This window comes from Lysinibacillus phoenicis, assembly GCF_047238325.1.
Lineage (GTDB): Bacteria > Bacillota > Bacilli > Bacillales_A > Planococcaceae > Lysinibacillus > Lysinibacillus irui.
This window is the reverse complement of record NZ_JBDFMP010000002.1, coordinates 4,123,010-4,142,242: the sequence shown is the minus strand read 5'-3', so window position 1 is coordinate 4,142,242 and position 19,233 is coordinate 4,123,010. Positions and strand designations below refer to the sequence as shown.

The following is a 19,233-nucleotide window of genomic DNA, read 5'->3' as shown; positions in this document are numbered from 1 at the left end:
TATTCCTCCCATTCATTTATGGAAATGGATGCGGTGTCTTTTCTATCCAGTCTTTATCTAACTTCCCTTTCTTCTTAAACTGAATAGCCTTTTCAATACGCTGATTTACGACTCGTCTATTTTGATGTCCAAAGGTCATCGTCAGCATACCAGGTACTATATATTTTACGTTCACAAATCCTGCAGAAAATAAATTCGGATTCTCTGTCTTAGCCCGATATGCTTTACCAGAGATGATGACCAATTGCTCTTCAAGCGCTCGAACAACCTCTAAAAATTTCCCTTGATATGTTGTATACCCTGCTTCTAATTGCTCGAAGGAAGAAACCATTTCAGTATCTAATGCAAATTTAAATGCATTTTTCATTTCCTTATTTGAATAAAGAAGCAAATGGTCTTCTAACCTGTGAACGGATTGAGGATTCTTCAACAATTGTCTTTTTCTAGTCTGATATTCCTGATTATTGAATACATTTGTAAAAACAGTAATCGCTGTTGTAGCTTCAATCAATGCTCGTTCTATAGACTCTTCCAAGTCAAAAGAGGCAGCTGCAGCTGTATAGAAGGCCATTTCATTTTCCTTAGGCTCCTTCTTTTCTAATAACACCCAGATTGTCGGGATTCTCACTTCCATAGATATATCAAACAAATGAACACGGATATCTTTTCGCTTGAGAGATTCTAGATAAGCCTGTATTTTTGTAGAATAAATGCTTGATTCATCAATTCTGACAGGTGGAATCTGTCCATACCATGTAGCTAAAAAAGCATCTCTTTCAATTAGTTCTAGCATCGCATGCAGACTCGCTTCAGCCTCTGTTGAACCGAGAGCACTACCATTGGAGCTTTCATAAATATATCTCTTTTCATCAGAAACAACATGAGAATTGTAATAAATCAACTGCTCGGGAATTAAAACTTCTTTTTCACTGTGCAATGCCCAAACTTTTTCATAGTTCAAAGGCTGATCTTCTGTATAATTCTCTGGATTACCATAATCGCATTGTGTCATTACTTCACTCAGCGTAAGATCAATAATTTCACAATCCTTTTCCCGTATCGCGTTTTTTTGTTTTTTATAAGGAAACGCTGTAGCATAACGCTCCAACGATTCCAGAATAGAAATATATTTTGATTTTTCAAAAGTCCCTGTTCGACCATAGGAAAGCATTGAAATCCCCTTATACAGTACCTCGGTCTGTACCATCGGTGTCCCGTAGGAATCTCCTGAACGCGTTAATGCATTCACAATCGACGATGGATGCGCATAGATTAACCTCTTGTTTTTTTCAATTTTCTCCCGAACCTTTTCAAAGCTCAGTTGTCGGTTATCTTTTGGATCGAAAATCGTATCCAATTCAATGGGCTGATTCGAACTTGTGTTTACATTACACTCACAATCTCCTCGCTTGAAGGTTGCTTTCGCCTGAATTTCCAATGTATCCCGATTGAGCTCATATAGGAACGGTTCATTACTTTTTTCAAGCTTCTGAACAAGCATAGCGATTAATTCAGATTCTAGCTGGTTTGGCTGATCCTCTAGCCAACCGAAATACTGTTGATAGCATTTTAATTCTTTTGTTCGCTCTTTATAGCAGTTGAAACAAAAGGAAGAGTCATTCTGTGATGAATGAATAAAAATATACTTTTGGTTTATCAGAATTGTAGTAGCTGCAATTGTTTGTATGGACATTACTCCACCTCCAAAAGTTCATATTCAAAACCATTTTCATCGAGAATTTTTCCCACAGTAGTCTGCTGTCCGCTTACTTGTTTTTCTTGAATAGATATGTTCCAATTTAAAGAACCATCTTCCTTGAATCGGAACTCATTTAAATCTACAGATTTAAAGAATGACTCTTTGACAGATACATCGTTTTTATACATACTAATCCAAGTCAGTATGACTGTTGTCAGCTGAGCAGCTGTTCTTACAGGGATTTGGAAAATTAGTGTCTCTGAATCGTTATTTACAACATATAAGTAATACCCTCCACCTACACAAGACTGGAGATAGAAATTTACTGATAGCTTTTCTTGATTCAGTAAACTACTGATAAGGTCGGATTCCTCTAACTCATTCAAATCTAATCTGAAAAGTTCTCCTGTCTTATCGTGTTGGGTACTATATATGATTTTTTCCTGTTGCTTCAGTAAAAGTTCTTTTGAATAACTGTTTTTTAGGATCTCAAGAAATGCTGCTTCTGCAAGAAATTGTGCCAGCCTTTCATAAGAAATATCTGCGAAATAGTAATTTTCTTCGTCCTCTGTTTGTACGGTAATAACCTGCAATGGAGATTGGTTGTAATTGAAATATGCTTTATCATTATTAAAGGAAACGATCTTTGAATCATATTTCTTTACAAAGATTTCAAGCGAATTAAAATTCTTTATAGCGTCTTGATGCGTCCGTCCAGAAAATTGATAATCCACTTTTTCAATTCCGTCAAAAGCCACTTTTCTTTCAACTTCCATCATAGTATTTATATTGAATACAGGGGAATTTTTACCAATAACAGATATAATGGCGCTATAAAATAGGAAACCTGACAGAAGTTTCTCTGAAATATCCTCTGCTGATACCTCTTCAAAATTCCTATGGTTTCTTGTTGAAACCCAGATTCTTTCTCCTTTTTTTCCAATATGATATTTTGCAACAATTTTTCCATCTGTCAGAACTTCAATATTCTCTACATTTGTAATTTCACTTTTAATTTGATTCTCTTCCAACAATTCTTTTAGGCAAGTTGCACCAAAAAACGATTGGGGAATATTTACACAGATTTTTTCAATTTCTTTTAGACCTTTTTCCACGGATAGACAATGCTCTTCTACCCATGGCAAATAGATACTGCTTTTGTGAATGTTATAGATTTCCGGATCAACCAGATAAAAAATATGTTTTTCTATAAGAAACTGAGTCAATTTCCTATAGCGCATAAACTCTTCAAACAGTTCTGTTTCTTCACTTCCTTGGTATGCCTTACTAATCAAAGAAGTAATGTTTTCATATTCAGAAACGCTCAATTTTAATTTTATTTTTTCGTTTGGCCCATATATAAATAAATCTGGTTCATTATAGTGATATCGAATATTTCTTCTAGCTTTAATAATCATAATAATCACTCCTTCTTGTTGTTGAGCTTAATAACAACTAATGAAATAATGAGGAGAGCCGAAGCGTAACCAACCGAAATTAACATATCTTGATTAAGTTCAAATGACTGATTCCAAACAGAAATATATATGTTATTTAAATGATAGAACGGATTCGCATAAGATACATATTGAATAAAATTAGGCAGACTCTCCACAGGAACAGAAAAGCCACCAGTAAACATAACAATTTGGAATAAAACAATAGAAATAATTAATGCTGTTTTTACTTCTTTGAAATTTGAATAAATGGCATGAGAATAAACCAACATTACTGCATTGATAAGCAGCAAGCTTAGATATGAAACCAAAAAGTTAACAATAGAAAGTTTCAAATCATAAACAAGAAGGCCAATTAATGTTATTAAGAAAAATCCTGCAGTGGCAATAATGAATGACTTAGCAATACTGGACATTAAAAGAATTTTATCTGTTATTGGTGTAATGAAAAGCCTTTTTTCAATCCCAGCTGCACGATTCATTACCTGATCAAATCCAAAGGCAAAAAATACTACTGAAAAGCTAATTAGGACAATAAACGATGGCGTATATACTTGAACATAGTTCATTCCCCCGCTATAGGTTGCATTACTGAACATTTGTCCCATTAAAATATAAGTTACGGGTGGTACAAAAACTGTGAATACTAAATAGAATAGCTCTCTGAAGAACATCTTTAAGTCATATTTAATTTGCGTTAATAACATGTTTATTCCTCCTTATTTGGCGATTTTATCAAGATAGAAGCTATTAATTGATTTATGACCGGATTTCAGTATATTTTCAGGAGTATCAAATACTTCTGTTACACCGTCATTAATGAAAAGAACTTTATCACAGTAAAGTTCGATTTCGTCCATGTAATGCGTTGATAAAATCACTGTACTGTCATTTTTTTTAATATAGCCTGTAATGCTTTCCCATAAAATGTTTCGCATATGTGGATCCAGACCAGTTGTCGGTTCATCTAAAATAATCAAACGTGGTTTTGAAGAAAAAGCAATTGCAAGGCTAACCTTTTGCTTCCATCCCCCTGATAAGTTATCAAAAAACGTATTTAAATGCTCTTGTAGTTCAAATTCTTCTATAATTTCTTTTAAATCCACTTTGCTTCCATAATAGGAACGGAAAAGATCTAGTAATTCTTTTACTTTTAATTTTTTATAAAACTGTGTTGGCTGAAGTACAGCTGAAATATTACTTTTGATTTTTCCCAAATCAGCTTGATCAATTTCCTTCAGGTTATTACCAAAAACAACGACCTTCCCGTCATTATAATCTTTAATCGTCATTAAAATTTCCAAGAATGTCGATTTCCCAGCACCGTTTTTACCGATAACACCTATAATTTCACCTTTTTCAGCAGTAAAGTCTATTCCTTTCAAAACAGCTTTTTTTCCATAATTCTTTGTTAATTTTTCTACCTTTACATTATAGTTTTGCATGGTTCACCCTCCTAATTGTCAATCGTATATTCAACAACATATTCTTTAAGCTTATTTTCAAATTCAGGTAACACCTCTTCGATATAAAACATAGGATCTTGATTTTCTTCATGTATAATTTCATTAATAAAATGTTTGAATAATATTGGTACTGTGATATCAATAAACAATGGCTTCATTGCAGAGATTTCTTCACCCCTACGGTATTTCTTTAAAAAGAATGTTTTAGGTAACTGCTTATTTAAAAAATAGTCATTAATAAGTAAATACAGCTCTAATTCATTTGAAGCCTCTTTGTTTATATTTGCAAAGTCTTCAAGTTTTAAATTCCACTTCTTTCTGTACATCACAATATTTTCAAATATTATTCTTGGCATATCACTTCTTTTTTTCAGGAAATAATTAATATCAAAATTAATTCTCCCGCTTTGAAACAGAAGTAGTAATACAGATAGAACACCTGGGAGAAAGACAGGAACTAATGACGATTTGTAGGCCACCTTCGCTTCTTTCTTTTGATGATCAAACACTTTCAGTTTTTTCGTTTGCTCATCATATTTAACAGAAAATTCAGATATACTCGGATGCCCTACATCATGAAACCTCTGATTTCCAAATTCCAAATTCAATTTTTGATCATAATATCTATCATGAATTCCACCATTAAAACCAAACAGCTCTGTCACTTCATAATAATTCTTCTCATAATAATTTTTTTGAACATATTCTTGATATAGTAAATCGTCATTCAAATTCTCAAAAAAGTCTTTAAATCTAGATAGAAATTTTTCCTGACCATCATAAATATCGTTTAAAATTACTTTGTCCTGAAAAAGTTGATAAAAAAACGTCATACTAAATTCATTGCCGTATTTAATATACTCAGGAATTTTTTTAGAAAATGGTTTGATAAGTTCTTGAAAATCTATTTCTTTAGTGTTATTTTCATCTAAGTATTGAGAAAAGAATGCCTTGAATTCATCTCTAAGATCATCCAAAATCTTTATTTCAGGGGCAATTGCTTCATCATAGCGGTAATCCATGTCTTGGAAATAAGGGAAGAAGTATCTCAATTTTTCAAAGAATACGTTGTTTAATAAATTGCTGTCAGATAAACTGGTTTCTGAATCCCCATATAATTTCTTATAAAGCGCAGCAACTTCATATTGCACACGAATATTCACATCAAACAACAGTAAGAATGCTGTAATTTCTTCAAAAAAATGATTAGAAAATTTATTTTCGATATCTTTAAGACTGCTCTTATTATTTTGAGCATCAAACAATATATCTTCATAAAGAATTTCTGTACCAAAATTCGGAATGTTTTCACTCAAATTTTTAATAACATCCTCAATTTTTTTCCAAAGAACTAACCGCTCATTAGTACCTGCCTCCTCGAACTTCTTTTTTAATTCATTCATAAACTGAAGCTGGAGTGATAGATCTTCACATATGCCCTGTTCTTTTAAATAGGCAATCATTTCTTCAACAAGATTTCTTTTAGCATTTACTGTAATTTTTTGAACTAATATTTTTGTGGAAACAAGTCTTTTAAATACATCCAACTCGTGTTCCGAATATAGTTCATTTTCTCTAAGAAATTGAGCAAAGTCTTTATAAAATATCGTTTGACCCTGATTTTTCTTTAGAAATTGAATTACTTCTTCCGCAATTCCCATTTCAACCAGCTTATCTCTTGTTTCATATATTTTCTTAGATTGCGGAACATTTTCTTGAGTAACATAGAAAATCTTGGAGTCTCTTTGGCCAAATTTAGAAACATGGACTGGAATTTTTTCTAATGCTTCTTTATCCGAACGAATGATTTCCAAAAATATTCTAAAAAGTAACGCATGGTTCAATTCAATGTTTGCTTTCTTTTTAATTAAAAATCGATTTCCAGAGGAGCCCGTTTGAGTAAGATAAGAAAACGGACTAGTTTTCATTGAGCTACGCATTAACAAATTGATAATAAAATTATCCAACTTTTTTTCTTTTTTATTATGTGTCTGTACAGGTTTTGATAAGTATTTTTCAATGTTCTTATAAATTGTTTGATTGAAAAATAAAACTGTCTTTTGCAATTGGTCATTTGCTATTTCTCGCTGAAGAATCTCTCTTGATTTCACTACCGCTTCTTCATAACTTTGTTGCAGCATTTCTTGATATAAATCTAATTGATTTAAAAGTTCTACTAGACGACTCAACAGAATGGGTCCTTCGTATTTCTTTAAACGAACGCTGCGTAAATTATGAACATCTCGTTTCAAATTCAATAATTTTGGATCTTTTTGCAAAGAAAATTCTTCTTCGATTTGACTAACTACATTTTCCTTCTCTCTTTCAATTTTTTCGTAAATTTTGTTAATCTCGTCTATAAATGTATGAATTTCCTTTGCTTTATCTCGCATTTCAAAATACCACTGATCAGAGGTATTGGTTCCTCGATAAACGCTAAATGGATTTTGAGTAACTGTTATAGTCAAGATTTAACTCCTCCCTCCAAGTCTTCCCTTTATTTTTTTCCACTTCTCTGTACGCCATATAAATATACTTTTGCTTCTTCAAAGCACTAATATTAAAATAAGGGAGTATTAAATACAGCAAATTTACAGTAAATCGATAAGCCGTTGCTTCGGGATTTTCCATAAAATTATTTCTTTTTGAATAGCCAACAAAGTTTCTATGAAAATCATTTTCAAAATTCTTCTCTAATTCCTCAATCGTACGAGCCAATTCCGCTTTATAGTGATCATCTATTAATTCATCCATCTGGCTTAAACAACATCCATAAAACTCCGAAAAATACTCAAACCATCTATTAATTAATTGTGAATGTGCTTGCTTAGAGTCCTTAAAACCCGTTTGTTTTTCTAAATAAAGTGCCTCAAATGATTTTTCGGTATAAGGTTTCTTTTGCTTGGCTGAAAGCTCAAAGAAGCCTTGAACATGCGAGACAAATGAAAGGTAACCTTTATTGTTATTTTCTTCATGATAAATATCTGAGACCCTTGAAAAAATAAGTGGGAATAGCTCCTCAACACTTACTTTCTGCGTTTCTAGATATTTTCTGGTATCTAGTAGCAGTTGGTAATGTCTGAATCGTTCAGCCACATATAAGCTAGTTATTCTTTCATTATGAAAATGAAAAGAATATGGAAAGATGTCTATTTCACCATGTTCTCGAATCACTCGTTCATTTTTCTTACTCTCCAAATTTGAAATCAATTGGAAACTTTGATGATATTTTTTCTTTACTTTTTCAATGTACGATTTGTCTAAAGGGTTTTCTTCAATGAGACGGCCGACTCTGTTTTCCAAAGCTGTATACTCAAAATCCAATATTTTATTTTTTGTAATCAACTGAATATGTGGCCCGCCTTCCCAGCCTTTTGAAACAAAATATGGAGTACCTTTCCACATATCATCAATAAGTGATAGCAATGATTGTTCTAATGTACTGTCATAGTTATATATACAGGTTTGATACACAACAACACATCCTTACCTTTATGTAATTTTTCTAAAAGGCAATAATCTACTCGAAAAATTAATTTTTTCACTCTTCTTTAGTATAATCAGGCGGTTGTCACAATTCTTTGTTTCAACCGCCTGATAATAATAGTCAAGTCATTAACAAGAACCACAGCACGATGTTGAGCCGCATGTAGACGATGCTGAACAGCTTGTTGAGCCACTGCTAGCTGTTGTCTCTGGAATCGCTGATACTTCATCAAGATCTAATAGCTCTACTTCTAAATCGAATTCTTTTGTATTTACTTCCTTAGTATTCATTGGTTTTGTCATCATTTGTTCCTCCTATAGAATAGTAATTTTTTTGTTTATATTGTTTTACAAAACTGACTCTTGACCTTCAATAACTATTAACAAGAACCGCAGCATGATGTTGAGCCACATGTTGACGATGCCGAACAGCTTGTTGAGCCACTGCTAGCTGTTGTTTCAGGAATGGCTGACACTTCATCCAAATCTAATAGTTCTACCTCTAAATCAAATTCTTTTGTGTTTACTTCCTTAGCATTCATTGGTTTTGTCATCATTTGTTCCTCCAGTTCAAAAGTAATTTTTTGTACATCTTTTCCTTCAAAAACTGACTCTTAGCCTTCTAGATGATTATTAACATGAACCGCAGCATGATGTTGAGCCGCATGTTGATGATGCCGAACAGCTTGTTGAGCCACTGCTAGCTGTTGTTTCTGGAATGGCTGATACTTCATCCAAATCTAATAATTCTACTTCTAAATCAAATTCATTTGCATTCAGTTCTTTTTCTCGTATTTCTTTTGGCATCTTTTTTTCTCCTTTCATTTTTACTACATACATAACATAACCCGAGACTTCTACAGTTTTTCATTTCATTCATACAAACCGCTCCTCAATACTTAAATGTCCTAAGTATCTGATTTAGGTGTTATATTTTCCTTCCTAACTGTCATCAAAATACCATGTGACTTCACTTGTTTTATAAGTTCAGCTGTTTTGAAGAGGCTGATGGTTTCATGATTCCGACTTCCATTTGTCCTGAACGATAGCAATATAAACATTATTGTTTCAAATTAAAATACCCGCTTAAGAATTTTTCTTAAGCGGGACGGTATGTTTCTCTTTAAGAATGATGAATGAATTATACTATCGTTGGAGCTAATAAACCTAAACCGAACATTGTTTGACTCCGATGAGAATGTATAGAAACTTTTCATTTTCTATCTTTTTCCAATATATTCTCAAAAAAAGAAAAGCGCTTCAAACCCTTGAGATTAAAGGATTTGAAGCGCTTTTCAGTTGGTTCAAGCTTATTCTATCTGAACCTTTTGACGTCCCAGGAGGGATTCGAACCACCGACCGACGGCTTAGAAGGCTGTTGCCCTATCCAGCTGAGCTACTGAGACAACACAGTCATACCAATGATTTGAGACGTTTTTAAACTCTACTAGGGATTCGGTCAAATTACGTTTTTAGACCGAAACTATCTTTGAACCAATGATAACATTATACAAGCCCCTTGAAAAGCTTCGTTAGTTTCGGTAGTAATTCCAATTCGTTTGGTTGATACAGGTCACCCATTAATCGGGAAATAATCCATCCAAATATCGGTAACTCCCCCTAACAGAAGCTCCTTTCAACACTAGATACAACCTATTAGTTCATCAAATATCGAATCAACCTTTCTCTTAGAAATACTCTATATCTCTTTTCCGTAAGATAAAATTATCCGCTAGCCAATATAAAAGTTCTTTAGATATTAAATAACTTAATATCGGAGTATATATCTAGATAAAATACCATTAAATTGTTATTATGACTTATATACGCAAAATACTATATAGTTCTATTTTATTTATTAATATATATATATAATAAAGGATGTTCTTTATGAGAATTAGACATAATATTTCATCATTAAACACTAACAATAAGCTAGAAATTAATAGAGGAAAAACCGAAAAAGTCTTAGAGAAGTTATCTTCAGGATTTAAAATTAATCGTGCAGGTGATGATGCGGCTGGTTTAGCAATCTCAGAAAAAATGCGTGGTCAAATTCGTGGTCTTGATATGGCTTCAAAGAATATTCAAGATGGAATTTCTCTTATACAGACGGCTGAAGGTGCTATGAATGAAGTACACTCACTTCTTCAACGTGGAAGAGAGCTATCTGTTCAGGCCGCAAATGATACCAATACATTTGAGGATAGAATAAATTTACAGATAGAGATAGAACAAATTAAAAATGGAATTGATCGAATAGCCCAAGATACAGAGTTTAATACAAAAAAACTTTTAAATGGTGGTAAAGATAATTTTGTTGAAGGTACTATAGAAAATAAGTTACTTTTAACTACTTCAAACGATGAAAGAATAATGGTGTATGATTTTTTTTCTAATGCTACTATCTCTAGCGGTTTTGGTATTAGTGGCGATAATCCTATGGGTGGCGAAGGGTATCTGACTTTCAGCTTTAATCCAAATACCGTATGGGACTATGTACCATTAGGAACCACGCTGGAGGAGTCATTAGACAATTTGTTGACGGAATTTAATAATATAAAAAATGGTATATCAGGCACTGCTAACAAGCAAAAATTGATAAATGATTATTCTATTAGAATGGAAAAACACGGAAACGTAATATTGTTGATTAGCAAACCTAATGTTAAATATACTGGAGGAACAGCACAACCTTATGACTCTTTCCTAATAGAGCCTAATCAAAGCCGTGAAATAATTTATAAAAAGAAAGGCATGATACTAGATACGGATGGAATAAATTCACAACTGAATTTTCAAATTGGTGCTAATTCTAATCAAAGTTTTCGTTTCAAACTTCCAAATATAACAGTTTCAAAACTAGCAATAAATGAAGTCAATGTATCAACACAACTTGGCTCTAATTCTGCAATCAATACTTTTGATAATGCAATTAACCTTGTTTCAACTGAACGTTCTAAACTAGGAGCTATTCAAAATCGACTTGAACACACTTATAATTCTGTTACAAACACATCTGAAAATCTCCAATCTACTGAATCACGCATTCGGGATACAGACATGGCTGAAGAAATGATGGAATTAACTAAGAATAATATCCTAATGCAAGCAACACAAGCAATGTTTGCACAAGTCAATCAGCAACCAAATAGCGTATTGCAATTACTTCAATAATTGAAGAGGGCTTTTAGAATAGCCCTCTTTTATAATCAATAAATTAATAATAAAAGTATGATTTTATTTGCTAGTAAAATGAGCCTCAATGAATGAAGATTTTTTACTCTCCACTTTGAGGGGAGATAAAATACTAAGACCATGCTCTTGTCTATAGTCCCACATTTTTACCCAAGGATATGTGTTTTCAGGTAGAATAGTCCGTTCATCTAATGGATAAATTGTCGGCATATCACATTTTGTGCCATGTACCTCAGTTGCTGGATAGATACTTATTTCTCTACCAGTATCGTTAAAATATACAATTTTCAAGTTTCACCCCTCCATTTTATAACACCTAATCAGATTCACTAATATAGTTATATACCAATTATATTGATTACATCGAGTATGTGGTTATTCGTTTCGTTAGCAACCTCATGTTGTGTGAGTACAACATGTCACTTATATATAAGAAGAAACCATCCCTCAATATCGGAAAACACCCCCCCTTTACTCCCACACTCTGTAGCGCTCCATTCGTTCACCTAGCACGCTTCCATCCTTCACTGACCAATTGTCAATTCGTCTTCTAGGAACCGCTTTGTGACACTCCTATAACTCCACGAGTTGCTCTGTCGCTCCTGTGTCACACTCAAAATAAAATGATATTTTATTTTTTCTTTTGTAACTATTTTTTCCTTTTACTCTTTGTAAGCAATCATGATTCCGATTCTAATTCAGAATTTTGATTTTATCTAAATCATAAAAAGTAAGTTTAAAATAATCATAAACAAGGTCTTCTTCACCCAATAATATCGCTACTCCAAGTTATATAAAAAAGGAACGTATCTATTTATGTATGCTCCTCTATCATTATTATTAAATTATTTGGGCTTTACGCTTCTTGCTCTCACGCTTCAAGGTACTCATACTGATTCCTGTTGCTTCTTCCACTTGCTTGAACGAATGAGTTTTTCCTTTAGCTTCATAGCGTGGTCAAGCTGTGCTTTTGTGTATGTAGGCTTTCTACCTTCACGATAGTTTCCCCAATCAATATATGATTCTCTTAACTGCCCTAGAGTGTTAATGCGAATCCCTGTCTTGTACATCGTTAAAATAGCTGTTACATCTCTCAGACCAATGAATGTACTTTTATCAATTAACGACACTAAGATTGCAATGTCTTTTAGCTTTGCTCCCTTTTTACCCTCTTATCTACCTTCACATTGATTGATTGCCAAAAGTTCAAGCTCAGCCAACCATTGGTGAAACACTTGCCTAAGAAAGATTTCAATACCTTTATACGTGTTAGCTTTGTTTGATTCACTTCCTGCATACTATCAAGCCACGAGTAAATCTTGTCTACTGTTGTAAGCTTTGATAGTTTGAGGACGATAACCACTCACCTCCATTTGATTAACTATAGTTCCTAACGCTTCTGAAAAGGGCTTGTAGCGAGCTGTGACAATCTTTCCTTCTTCGAAAGAAGCTGTAAGCTCTTTGGTTGTTGTCAGTGTGAAATCCACATCAAACAATCCCGTCTTTTTAGTCATAAAAAAATCCTCCATTCAATTGAATTGGAAGATAATTTCGGTACGCTATTTACGTAATTTCTTTGGGTAATAAAAAAGGGATTCTGCATCAGTGACCGAAGCCCCGACCGAATCCCTAGTTTCTCACAAATCCAATTGTATCAATGGTTTGTGACTGATTTTTAGACGTCCCAGGAGGGATTCGAACCCCCGACCGACGGCTTAGAAGGCCGTTGCTCTATCCAGCTGAGCTACTGAGACATGATGTCGTTTCTTATGTATTCCATAGGAAGGACAATATTTATTATATGTACTTTATAGCATAATGTCAACATTAATTTTACTATGTAGGCAAGGTTTGCCTCATATTTTTTATCATATGCTGTGATAGTATCAATTATACCATCTCTTCACCTTCTAAAGGGACGAATATAAAAAATTTTGCTACACTATTGGCGATAAAAACTTGGAGGTATGTTTGATGTTTAAGGATTCAGTTGTTATTGTCACAGGTGGTGCACAGGGGATTGGGAAAGGTATTGTTCATGCCTATGCACGACAGGGAGCAAAAGTAGTGATTGCCGATTTAAATGAAGGGCTTGGTCAACAATTAGAACAGGATCTGCTTGCTAAAGGCTACTCTGTATTATTTGTTCACACGGATGTGACGAAGGAAGAGGAGATCGTTCATTTAATGCAACGAGCTGTTGAGCAATACGGGACGATTCATATTTTAATTAATAACGCTGGAAAGTTTCAGCATAAATCTCCTTATGATGTGACGTTTGAGGAGTGGAGTGATCTTTTGCATACGAATTTAACGAGTACCTTTTTTTGTGCAAGAGAGGCAGCAAAGGTGATGAGACACAATGCGAAGGGTGGTGCGATTGTTTCATTGGCTTCGACGCGAGCGGAAATGTCTGAGCCTGATACAGAAGCCTATACGGCTACAAAAGGTGGGATTGTGGCATTAACCCATGCTTTAGCCCGATCTTTAGGGCCTGATCAGATTACTGTGAATTGTATTTCGCCTGGTTGGATTGAAACTGGCGATTATGCAGCTCTTCGTCCAATAGATCATGCGCAGCATTTGTCGGGAAGGGTTGGTGTACCAGAAGATATCGCACAGGCTTGTCTCTATTTAACTAATCCGCAGAATAATTTTGTGACAGGCATTAATATTACCGTTGATGGTGGTATGACCAAAAAGATGATTTACGAAGAGTAATCATAATCTCCTTTACTTTCTTGTTCTTCATACTTAGAGATTGTGCGGAGTATGCTACTGTAGGAGAAAAAACAAGAAGGAGTGAAGCCTTGTACCCCTATTCAAATGGTTTTACTTTAAGCCAGCTGTACCAAGGTCCCTATGGTCAATATACGGCACCGATTCGACACATTTTAAATTCCAATGATTATCGTCGTTGTATCAGTAAAAACGAAGCAGATTTTATGGCCATGAATCGCTTACTCTGGATGGAGCATGTGAATTGGACACGGATGACGATCATCAGCATTGTCTTTAATTTACCTGATTTACCTTTTGTGCAGCAGCGTTTGCTACGAAATGCAACCGATTTAGGTAATTGTCTACGGCCCTTTTACGGTGACTCTGTAGCAGATCGCTATGCGGCCTTAATTAAGGAGCATTTACTTATTGCTGCACAATTAGTAACAGCAGCTGCTAAAGGCGATGCTTCAACAGCGGAAGTGAAAGAAAAAGAATGGTATCGCAATGCAGATGATATTTCCATATTTTTGCATACAATCAATCCTTATTTAAGTAGAGAAGCTGTACAAAAAATGTTTTATACGCATTTAGCTTTAACGAAAAATGAAGCGGTGACGATGATACAAAAAGATTATCAAGCAGATGTAGAGGTTTTTGATGAAATTGAAGCAGAGGCACTTGCGATGTCTGATATGATTGCCAGCGCCATTGTGATGCAATTTTGTTACCTCTTTTAATTACGTAAGCTTTTTATGTTCCATTACTGGTGGGAAAACTCTAGCCACCTTGTTCTTGGCATAATGGGCAATAGGCTCCATATGTTGAAAAGTTTTTTTCATAAAGGAAGCGAGTGAATTGCTTTGAATGGTTACTCTGGCTCGTTGCAACTCCCAAGGTGAGTGGTGGATATCAATACGAAGCAGTTTATTGTTGTATTTTGACCATGAATGATAACGTTCTACGATCCAGTGATCAAAATTCGTGGCTGTATGATCCCCCAATGTAAAAGTAACTTTTAATCTTTCATCACATGCCTTGTAATGGCTTGTATAAGAAAAGTGATGATCAATTTGTTTGCCTACTAATTGTGAATAACGATATGGTAAGCTCCCGATTGCCGTTACCTTTGATAGTAAATAATTAGTCACATCTAGATGAAAAAAATAGATTCCTTTCCTACCGTTATACTTGACATATGTTCGGACATTCAACTGTAAATAGTTATTCATGCCAGGGATGGGCGGTAGAAAGCGAAGTCGATGTCGATGAACTTTAAAAAGGACAGCACTAAGCCAAGCATTCTCTTCAAAGAGATCGAGCTGTAACTCATTCGGTATATATTTTTGTAGTTCTTGGGGAGATATAGGCCAATGTAAGAATAATACATCTTGCCATGTTTGTGTCATCATCCACATAATAAAACTCCTTTCTAACGACTAGTTTTTCCTAGAAAGGAGTTATTCAAACAAACGAACTATTTATCTTGCTCAGCAGATTCTATTTCAACATAACGATAATATAAATTACGTAATTCAGATTCTTTATACAAACCTAAATGACTTTTGTATTGGGGATGAACCATTATCCCCTGTGCTCGTAATTTTTTGACAAACCAACCTTTTGAATATTGATGCACCGAACCCATTCTCCTTTATCTTTATTCATACATAGGGTATGCACTTGAATTCTTGAGGGTGCCTTTGTGCAATAAAAAAAGAGAGGCGGTATCCTCTCTTTTTTAAGTGCCACAAAAAGTGCGATATGGTTGACTACACGATTCAGGCAATGAAGCATAGTTCTGTTGCTCTTTTGTATGGGCGTAGGGCTGCGCAAGGACTTTTAATAAGTTGTTCATCACACTATAATCCCCTCGTTCTACTGCCGCTTCTAATGCCTCTTCTACTCTGTGATTGCGTGGAATAACAGCAGGATTATGCTGTTGCATTAATTGTTGTGACATTTCTTTCGTCTGCTGCTGCCTCTCTAATCGCGCTTGCCATTTTTGATACCATTCTTTAAAAGCTGATGCAGTAAATAACTCAGATTCATCTACCTGGTCAAATGTTAACGCGATAAATGTATTTGTATAGTCTGCTTTGTATTGTTGCATGAGCTGCAAAAGTTCTTCAATTAATGCTGCATCCTCTTGTTCTTCAGTAAATAATCCTAGCTTAGCACGCATCCCCTTCATCCAATTTTGAGTATACAGCTGGGGATATTGTTGCAGAACATCCTGTGCCAGTTGAATAGCTTCCTCCTGATCTTCGTGAATTAAAGGGAGTAACGCTTCAGCCAAGCGTGTGACATTCCAGCCACCTATATTTGGCTGGTTGCCATAAGCATAACGACCTTGATGATCAATTGAGCTAAATACTGTCGCTGGATCATAGGTGTCCATAAACGCACAAGGGCCATAATCAATCGTTTCACCACTAATCGTCATATTATCTGTATTCATCACACCATGGATAAAGCCAACTAATTGCCACTTAGCTATAAGAGACGCTTGTTTTTTGATTACTTCCTGTAGTAAATAAAGATAACGATTTTGGTCTCCTAAATCTGCTTGGAAATGTCGCTCTAATGCATAATCAGCTAAGAGCTGAAGCTCCTCATCCGTCCCCCAGTTTGCGGCAAATTGAAAGGTTCCTACACGCAAATGGCTACTGGCAATTCGTGTGACAATCGCACCTGGCAATTCAGTTTCACGCATAATCGTTTCACCGGTAGTCACGACTGCTAAACAGCGGGAAGTAGGAATTCCTAACGCGTACATCGCCTCACTTATAATATACTCCCTTAACATTGGACCCAATGCAGCTCTTCCATCACCACCACGAGAATAAGGTGTTCTACCGGAACCTTTTAATGCGATATCATAGCGTTCATTATGGGGGGTTATTTGTTCACCATATAGCAGCGCCCGACCGTCACCTAGCATATTAAAATGACCGAATTGATGTCCTGCATAAGCCTGCGCAATTGGTTCGCCACCTTCTGGGATTTTACTACCAGCCAAAATGGCTACTGCCTCCTCATCTTGTAAAGCTTCAATGTCTAGGCCAAGTGATGTTGCTACTGCTTCATTAAGCAACACCAGTTTTGGTGAACGTACAGGATTTAATGAAATGTCGGAATAAAAAATACTTGGTAGTCGAACATAACTATTATCAAAATGCCAGCCAATTGTCTTTTTCATGATGTCTCCTTTGGTTCCTTTTGAGTTTATTTTTTCTATTTCATCATCTTTCATTCATAGACAATTTTACCACTATTCATAGTCAATATAAAAATCCGCAATAACTTCGGAAGTCTTGCGGATTCATTTCCTCTTATTTTCTTTGAAATGTATGACTAGCTATACATTGGTGATCGTCAGTCCAGAATGCCACTTTAAAAGAAGAAGCCTCTATTTCCACAATAGCAAAGCTTTTCTCTTTACGACCACGTGGTTTTAATAAGCTTCCAGGATTTAAAAATAAAATATCATCTATCATTTCAGCACCGAGGATATGGGAATGACCAAAGCACACAATTTGTGCATCTAGCTCTTTAGCCCGATAGGATAATGAAAGAATGGAATTTTTCACATTGAACAAATGACCATGGGTGATAAAAATCCTTACGTCATTATTCATGAAAATTTCTTCTTCTGGATAAGCCTTCTCATGATCACAGTTCCCACGTACTTTTATCATTCCCGCTAATGACTCATGCGCGAAAGGAAGCTCACTATCTCCACAATGAATCACAGTGTCTATTTCTGGATAAAAACCCTTTACTCTTTCAATGACTTGGCTGTCACCATGTGTATCACTCATAACAAGTATTTTCATGGATATCACCTCTTATTTTATAAGATTCGGTAATTGCTCCTTTAACTTGCGAATGGCATTGCCACGATGAGAAATTGCTCCTTTTTCTTCTGGAGAAAGCTCTGCCATCATACGGTTTAAGCTTGGTACGAAAAAGATAGGATCATAACCAAACCCGTTCGTTCCACGTTTTTCATGTGCAATGACACCTTCACATGTACCAAAGACCGTTGTTGTTGCAAATTCGGGACCTGCTATAGCAATGCAGCAGCAAAAACGTGCTGTACGTTTATCATCTTCGACCCCTTGTAAATTTTCTAATAGTTTTATCATGTTTGCTTCATCATCATGATCGCCAGCATAGCGAGCAGAATACACGCCTGGTTCACCATTTAAAGCATCTACTGCTAAACCACTATCATCAGCAATCACAATCGTACCAAGCTCTTTTGCTAAGGCTTCTGCTTTTAAGATTGCATTTTCTTCAAACGTTGTCCCTGTTTCTTCTATTTCCATTTCTGGTGCCACTTCAAACATTGTTACTACTTCATAACCAAGTGGTCCAAATAATGCTTCGAAATCCTTTGCTTTTCCTTTATTTTTAGTTGCGATTACTACTTGTTTCATATTATTGATTCCCTCCAACCTTGTTTGCTAGTTCACCAAGTGTTGTTTTTTGGAGCTCTACTAATTGCTGAATGCCCTTTTCACCTAACGCTAACAATTCATTCAGTTCTTCACGGGAAAAGGTTGCTTCTTCGCCAGTTCCCTGTAATTCAACAAATCGCCCTGCACCTGTCATCACAATGTTCATATCAACAGCAGCAGCTACATCTTCAACATAATTTAAATCTAAAATGGCACCCTGCTCTTCTACGATACCTACACTAGTTGCTGCTAAAAAGTCTGTTACTGGGAATTTCTCGAATGGCTTTTCCTCAGCAAATTTAGCAATAGCTTGTGTCATGGCAACAAATGCACCTGTAATGGATGCTGTACGAGTGCCTCCATCTGCTTGAATGACATCACAGTCAATCCATACTGTACGTTCTCCCAATGCTTCTAAATCCACTACAGCACGCAATGAACGCCCAATTAAGCGCTGAATTTCCATCGTACGTCCATTGACTTTCCCACGAGAAGATTCACGAGGTGTACGTTGAGCTGTTGCACGAGGGAGCATTGAATACTCAGCAGTAATCCATCCTTTTCCTTGCCCACGTAAAAAGCCAGGTACTTTGTCTTCAATTGTAGCTGTGCAAATTACTTTTGTGTTTCCCACTTGAATCAATACGGAGCCTTCTGGATGTAAAAGATACTCACTATCCATTTTTATCGGTCGTAGCCCGTCTGCATTTCTTCCATCGAATCTTGTCATATATTTCGTT

Annotated in this window: 21 protein-coding genes and 1 tRNA gene; 3 read left to right on the top strand and 19 right to left on the bottom strand. The window is 35.3% G+C overall.

Going from position 1 to position 19,233, the window contains the following annotated elements; all coding sequences use genetic code 11:
- Positions 1-16 precede the first annotated feature (16 nt).
- From ABC382_RS22195 to ABC382_RS22155, 9 genes are all read right to left on the bottom strand, one after another.
- Positions 17-1,693, bottom strand: coding sequence for a YcaO-like family protein (locus ABC382_RS22195; protein WP_274793996.1), 1,677 nt, complete (start codon positions 1,691-1,693; stop codon positions 17-19).
- The gene (locus tag ABC382_RS22190) at positions 1,693-3,117 is read right to left on the bottom strand and encodes a hypothetical protein (protein WP_412927096.1); all 1,425 of its coding nucleotides are present in this window, start codon (positions 3,115-3,117) and stop codon (positions 1,693-1,695) included. Before ABC382_RS22190 ends, ABC382_RS22195 begins: the two co-directional genes overlap by 1 nt.
- A 5-nt stretch (positions 3,118-3,122) precedes the next feature.
- Entirely contained in the window at positions 3,123-3,863 is a 741-nt protein-coding gene (locus tag ABC382_RS22185) for an ABC transporter permease (protein WP_274793998.1), read from the bottom strand.
- 12 nt (positions 3,864-3,875) lie between these two features.
- Positions 3,876-4,601, bottom strand: coding sequence for an ABC transporter ATP-binding protein (locus ABC382_RS22180; RefSeq protein ID WP_274793999.1), 726 nt, complete (start codon positions 4,599-4,601; stop codon positions 3,876-3,878).
- Between the two features lie 11 nt (positions 4,602-4,612).
- Entirely contained in the window at positions 4,613-7,090 is a 2,478-nt protein-coding gene (locus tag ABC382_RS22175) for a lanthionine biosynthesis protein (RefSeq protein ID WP_412927095.1), read from the bottom strand.
- Complete coding sequence (locus ABC382_RS22170) at positions 7,059-8,096, bottom strand: hypothetical protein (protein ID WP_412927094.1); 1,038 nt, start codon at positions 8,094-8,096, stop codon at positions 7,059-7,061. The genes ABC382_RS22175 and ABC382_RS22170 overlap by 32 nt, the downstream gene beginning before the upstream one ends.
- A gap of 141 nt (positions 8,097-8,237) precedes the next feature.
- A complete protein-coding gene (locus ABC382_RS22165; protein ID WP_312507378.1) occupies positions 8,238-8,411 on the bottom strand; it encodes a thiazolylpeptide-type bacteriocin in 174 nt (57 codons plus the stop codon).
- A 77-nt stretch (positions 8,412-8,488) separates the two neighbouring features.
- Positions 8,489-8,662, bottom strand: a complete 174-nt coding sequence (locus ABC382_RS22160) for a thiazolylpeptide-type bacteriocin (protein WP_100795899.1) — start codon at positions 8,660-8,662, stop codon at positions 8,489-8,491.
- A gap of 79 nt (positions 8,663-8,741) precedes the next feature.
- Positions 8,742-8,915, bottom strand: a complete 174-nt coding sequence (locus ABC382_RS22155; RefSeq protein ID WP_312507379.1) for a thiazolylpeptide-type bacteriocin — start codon at positions 8,913-8,915, stop codon at positions 8,742-8,744.
- Between the two features lie 1,083 nt (positions 8,916-9,998).
- Between ABC382_RS22155 and ABC382_RS22150 the strand changes: the two genes are divergently transcribed.
- Positions 9,999-11,285, top strand: a complete 1,287-nt coding sequence (locus ABC382_RS22150) for a flagellin N-terminal helical domain-containing protein (protein ID WP_412927093.1) — start codon at positions 9,999-10,001, stop codon at positions 11,283-11,285.
- A 63-nt stretch (positions 11,286-11,348) separates the two neighbouring features.
- On the opposite strand, the gene ABC382_RS22145 is transcribed toward ABC382_RS22150, so the two are convergent.
- The 4 genes from ABC382_RS22145 to ABC382_RS22130 form a co-directional block, all read right to left on the bottom strand.
- Positions 11,349-11,597, bottom strand: coding sequence for a hypothetical protein (locus tag ABC382_RS22145; RefSeq protein ID WP_412927092.1), 249 nt, complete (start codon positions 11,595-11,597; stop codon positions 11,349-11,351).
- A 596-nt stretch (positions 11,598-12,193) separates the two neighbouring features.
- Positions 12,194-12,436: a site-specific integrase gene (locus tag ABC382_RS22140; protein WP_407134030.1), complete on the bottom strand. Its 243-nt coding sequence runs from the start codon at positions 12,434-12,436 to the stop codon at positions 12,194-12,196.
- Between the two features lie 171 nt (positions 12,437-12,607).
- Positions 12,608-12,820 (bottom strand): hypothetical protein, encoded by a 213-nt coding sequence (locus ABC382_RS22135; RefSeq protein ID WP_407134028.1) that lies wholly within the window; start codon positions 12,818-12,820, stop codon positions 12,608-12,610.
- Positions 12,821-12,986: 166 nt separating this feature from the next.
- Positions 12,987-13,060: transfer RNA gene (locus ABC382_RS22130), tRNA-Arg, on the bottom strand.
- A 220-nt stretch (positions 13,061-13,280) separates the two neighbouring features.
- Between ABC382_RS22130 and ABC382_RS22125 the strand changes: the two genes are divergently transcribed.
- The gene (locus ABC382_RS22125) at positions 13,281-14,027 is read left to right on the top strand and encodes an SDR family NAD(P)-dependent oxidoreductase (protein WP_322611828.1); all 747 of its coding nucleotides are present in this window, start codon (positions 13,281-13,283) and stop codon (positions 14,025-14,027) included.
- Positions 14,028-14,116: 89 nt separating this feature from the next.
- Positions 14,117-14,767 (top strand): hypothetical protein, encoded by a 651-nt coding sequence (locus ABC382_RS22120; RefSeq protein WP_322606064.1) that lies wholly within the window; start codon positions 14,117-14,119, stop codon positions 14,765-14,767.
- On the opposite strand, the gene ABC382_RS22115 is transcribed toward ABC382_RS22120, so the two are convergent.
- From ABC382_RS22115 to rph, 6 genes are all read right to left on the bottom strand, one after another.
- Entirely contained in the window at positions 14,768-15,445 is a 678-nt protein-coding gene (locus ABC382_RS22115) for a YqjF family protein (RefSeq protein ID WP_274794006.1), read from the bottom strand. It lies immediately after the preceding gene.
- Positions 15,446-15,504: 59 nt separating this feature from the next.
- Positions 15,505-15,675: a DUF2639 domain-containing protein gene (locus ABC382_RS22110; RefSeq protein WP_274794007.1), complete on the bottom strand. Its 171-nt coding sequence runs from the start codon at positions 15,673-15,675 to the stop codon at positions 15,505-15,507.
- 93 nt (positions 15,676-15,768) lie between these two features.
- Positions 15,769-17,229: a protein adenylyltransferase SelO gene (locus ABC382_RS22105; protein ID WP_412927091.1), complete on the bottom strand. Its 1,461-nt coding sequence runs from the start codon at positions 17,227-17,229 to the stop codon at positions 15,769-15,771.
- Between the two features lie 133 nt (positions 17,230-17,362).
- On the bottom strand, positions 17,363-17,866 hold the full coding sequence (locus tag ABC382_RS22100) for a metallophosphoesterase (RefSeq protein WP_412927090.1): 504 nt from the start codon (positions 17,864-17,866) through the stop codon (positions 17,363-17,365).
- A 12-nt stretch (positions 17,867-17,878) separates the two neighbouring features.
- Positions 17,879-18,472, bottom strand: coding sequence for an XTP/dITP diphosphatase (locus tag ABC382_RS22095; protein ID WP_274794010.1), 594 nt, complete (start codon positions 18,470-18,472; stop codon positions 17,879-17,881).
- A gap of 1 nt (position 18,473) precedes the next feature.
- Entirely contained in the window at positions 18,474-19,223 is a 750-nt protein-coding gene (gene rph, locus ABC382_RS22090) for a ribonuclease PH (protein ID WP_274794011.1), read from the bottom strand.
- Between the last annotated feature and the right edge of the window lie 10 nt (positions 19,224-19,233).

Excerpts from the sequence above, each read along its gene's own strand:
- ABC382_RS22110 (WP_274794007.1), bottom strand. The coding sequence starts at position 15,675 with ATGGGTTCGGTGCATCAATATTCAAAAGGTTGGTTTGTCAAAAAATTA.
- rph (WP_274794011.1), bottom strand. The coding sequence starts at position 19,223 with ATGACAAGATTCGATGGAAGAAATGCAGACGGGCTACGACCGATAAAA.
- ABC382_RS22150 (WP_412927093.1), top strand. The coding sequence starts at position 9,999 with ATGAGAATTAGACATAATATTTCATCATTAAACACTAACAATAAGCTA.
- ABC382_RS22105 (WP_412927091.1), bottom strand. The coding sequence starts at position 17,229 with ATGAAAAAGACAATTGGCTGGCATTTTGATAATAGTTATGTTCGACTA.
- ABC382_RS22135 (WP_407134028.1), bottom strand. The coding sequence starts at position 12,820 with ATGACTAAAAAGACGGGATTGTTTGATGTGGATTTCACACTGACAACA.
- ABC382_RS22195 (WP_274793996.1), bottom strand. The coding sequence starts at position 1,693 with ATGTCCATACAAACAATTGCAGCTACTACAATTCTGATAAACCAAAAG.
- ABC382_RS22115 (WP_274794006.1), bottom strand. The coding sequence starts at position 15,445 with ATGTGGATGATGACACAAACATGGCAAGATGTATTATTCTTACATTGG.
- ABC382_RS22165 (WP_312507378.1), bottom strand. The coding sequence starts at position 8,411 with ATGACAAAACCAATGAATACTAAGGAAGTAAATACAAAAGAATTCGAT.
- ABC382_RS22095 (WP_274794010.1), bottom strand. The coding sequence starts at position 18,472 with ATGAAACAAGTAGTAATCGCAACTAAAAATAAAGGAAAAGCAAAGGAT.
- ABC382_RS22185 (WP_274793998.1), bottom strand. The coding sequence starts at position 3,863 with ATGTTATTAACGCAAATTAAATATGACTTAAAGATGTTCTTCAGAGAG.
- ABC382_RS22155 (WP_312507379.1), bottom strand. The coding sequence starts at position 8,915 with ATGCCAAAAGAAATACGAGAAAAAGAACTGAATGCAAATGAATTTGAT.
- ABC382_RS22190 (WP_412927096.1), bottom strand. The coding sequence starts at position 3,117 with ATGATTATTAAAGCTAGAAGAAATATTCGATATCACTATAATGAACCA.
- ABC382_RS22180 (WP_274793999.1), bottom strand. The coding sequence starts at position 4,601 with ATGCAAAACTATAATGTAAAGGTAGAAAAATTAACAAAGAATTATGGA.
- ABC382_RS22160 (WP_100795899.1), bottom strand. The coding sequence starts at position 8,662 with ATGACAAAACCAATGAATGCTAAGGAAGTAAACACAAAAGAATTTGAT.
- ABC382_RS22100 (WP_412927090.1), bottom strand. The coding sequence starts at position 17,866 with ATGAAAATACTTGTTATGAGTGATACACATGGTGACAGCCAAGTCATT.
- ABC382_RS22125 (WP_322611828.1), top strand. The coding sequence starts at position 13,281 with ATGTTTAAGGATTCAGTTGTTATTGTCACAGGTGGTGCACAGGGGATT.